Genomic DNA, 1,994 nt, shown 5'->3' with positions numbered 1-1,994 from the left:
AAAGACCCAAAGGGAATGAACAAATTTGGACAAAAGAGGATGCAAAAAAATATGGAAATCTTATTGTAACTAGGATAAAAGTAATTAATCAACCCAAAGAAGGATATTAAAAAAAAATATTGTTGTCCGGTAAAAATAAAAAACACAGAAAAATCCTTACCCAACGTTCTAAAACGTGAGTTTATTTTAGTAGAAATTAAAAGTAAGCCCCCTTTAATCGAATAAGGATGGCATTGGAGGTGATTTTTCTCTTTCCTGGATGATATCGAGCCAAGCTTTTTCAGGATTTTCACAAAAGCTATACAGATTGATGTAGTACATCAATGTTTGTCTTACCATAGTAACGAGATTGGAGAAGCTCCAGTCTCGTTTTACTTTTTTCTTTATTACTGTCAGTAGTAAATTGGTGATAAGTGTGACCAAAATTTGGGTTTGAATGGCATTGACGCTTTCTCCATAAAAATATTTGAGTGGAAAGTTTTGTTTTAGTTGTTTGAAAAGTAGTTCAATTTGCCATCTACGCTTATATATCTCGATGATTTCATCAGGATCAAGCTCAAAATTATTGGTCAAAAGCACAGAGGACTGCTTTTTGTTTTGCTCCCAATATTCAATCTTTCGTGAAGTGTGTTTGATGTCATCTTTTGAAAAAATAACCTTAGCATCATTAAGAACCACTAAGCCTTTCTCATTGACGCGATAGCAACTTTGTTGCGTCTCAAAACGTTGATTTTTCTTCATCTTAGTCACATAAAATACACCGTCTTGTGTAAATTTTTCAAACACTTTATAGTCGATATAAGCTCTATCCATAGCTAGAAAAGCCCCGTTGGTGAGCTTTAATTTGCGGAGCATAACGTGGTCGTGTGTGGCAGCAGAGGTAAAATGAACGTCATAAGGCAATCCTTCATCAGCACGCATAACCGTATGCACTTTTATACCTCCTTTTTTCTTGCCGTGTTTTGGATTGCGTCCTACCCCTTTCAAAACATTGGAAAATAAAGAAATCGTTGTGGAATCCATGATATGAAGTAAGTGTTCCCATGATCTTGTGCTTTGGCTGTCCGCTAAAACGGTTTTGTGCTTTTGATATAATGAAAAGTAGATTTTAGAAAAGAATTCGCTGCTACGGCGATTATTGGCTTCTGAGAGCGTGCTGCGTTTTACCATATAGTTTATTCCCAAATGCTGTAGCTTCCCTGCCTCGGAGAGCATCCCTATAACTATTTCCCGCAAAGAATCGTAACGCATCAGAACACCATAAAGCATCACTACAAAATGAGAATATCCATCAAACTTTTTTACATATTTGTCATAACCTCCTTTATGACTAAAGGATTTTATCTCTTGTTTATCGATTAAAGAAAGTATTTGTGAGAAGAGTGGCTGTCCGGTAAAATGTATATTTTTGCTCATAAGTTTATTTTGTTTGTGTCGTAACTACAAGATAAACGAAACGGCTGAAATTTCATATAGAAAAATCAGCCGTTATTTTTTTTCAAAATTACTTTTACCGGACAGTAATATTAAAAAAACAACTCTCTGAAAAATTCTTTGACGTAAGTTTAGCGATTTGAACGTCTCTGACTTCACATCCACAAGAATAAATGGATAAATCAAGAAACTACAACCCTAAAAAGTTGTAGTTTTTTATTACAAAAATTATTATATATTCGTACTTACGTTCTTATGTATGTTGTGCGAGCAGTTGGGCTACGCTATGGATCCTTATGGTTTAGAAGAAGTTGTGGTTTATGGATATTGCCACCCTTTAAGTGAGGACTATGATTCTTGTGAATGTGATGGTATTGATTGTCCTGACGATTTTTTTGACTCTGGGAATTGTCATGACCCCATGAGTAACGCTTATCCTTGCGAAGATATAGACGATTACAATTGTACAAATCCCTCCAGTAGTACTTATCCTTGTGACACAAATGATCCTTGTGACCCTGATAGCAGTGCTTATGATATTTGTGAATGTGACCTCTATA

The 1,994-nt window shown here is 35.3% G+C and carries 2 protein-coding genes; one reads left to right on the top strand and one right to left on the bottom strand.

Annotated features, from left to right (window positions below; genetic code table 11):
- Positions 1-213 precede the first annotated feature (213 nt).
- Positions 214-1,416: an IS4 family transposase gene (locus B6A10_RS16135; RefSeq protein WP_188221692.1), complete on the bottom strand. Its 1,203-nt coding sequence runs from the start codon at positions 1,414-1,416 to the stop codon at positions 214-216.
- A 277-nt stretch (positions 1,417-1,693) separates the two neighbouring features.
- Here B6A10_RS16135 and B6A10_RS16130 point away from each other — a divergent pair.
- Positions 1,694-1,994 (top strand): hypothetical protein (locus B6A10_RS16130; protein WP_188221691.1); only part of this gene is annotated, 301 nt, incomplete at its 3' end.

The organism is Flavobacterium pokkalii, from assembly GCF_014596575.1.
Classification (GTDB): domain Bacteria; phylum Bacteroidota; class Bacteroidia; order Flavobacteriales; family Flavobacteriaceae; genus Flavobacterium; species Flavobacterium pokkalii.
Note: the sequence above shows the minus strand (reverse complement) of the source record. Positions and strands in the feature narration are given on the sequence as shown.